The sequence below is a fragment of the Stenotrophomonas sp. SrG genome (assembly GCF_050031795.1).
In the GTDB taxonomy this organism is placed as follows: domain Bacteria; phylum Pseudomonadota; class Gammaproteobacteria; order Xanthomonadales; family Xanthomonadaceae; genus Stenotrophomonas; species Stenotrophomonas rhizophila_A.
The window spans coordinates 1-241 of record NZ_JBNBBE010001023.1; the positions used below are offsets into that span (position 1 = coordinate 1).

Genomic DNA, 241 nt, shown 5'->3' on the forward strand with positions numbered 1-241 from the left:
CTCAACTACGGCGCGATCGGTGGCGTCATTGGGCATGCGATTTCACACGCGTGCTCCGCCGAATCCCGCCAGGTCGGGCGGGTCGGCAGGCTGCACGGTTGGTGGAGCGATGCCGACCGGCGGCGCGCTGCCGCGATCTCCGCGCAGCTTGCTGCGCAGGTCGACCAGCAGCTGGTGGACGGGCTGGCGCTCAATGGGCGGCTGACCGCCAGTGTGAACCTGGCCGACCTGAGCGGCGTGG

General features: G+C 70.5%; 1 protein-coding gene. It reads left to right on the forward strand.

What is annotated here, in order from left to right; genetic code table 11:
- Positions 1-241 (forward strand): M13-type metalloendopeptidase (locus ACQG3P_RS22590; protein ID WP_426806301.1); only part of this gene is annotated, 241 nt, incomplete at both ends.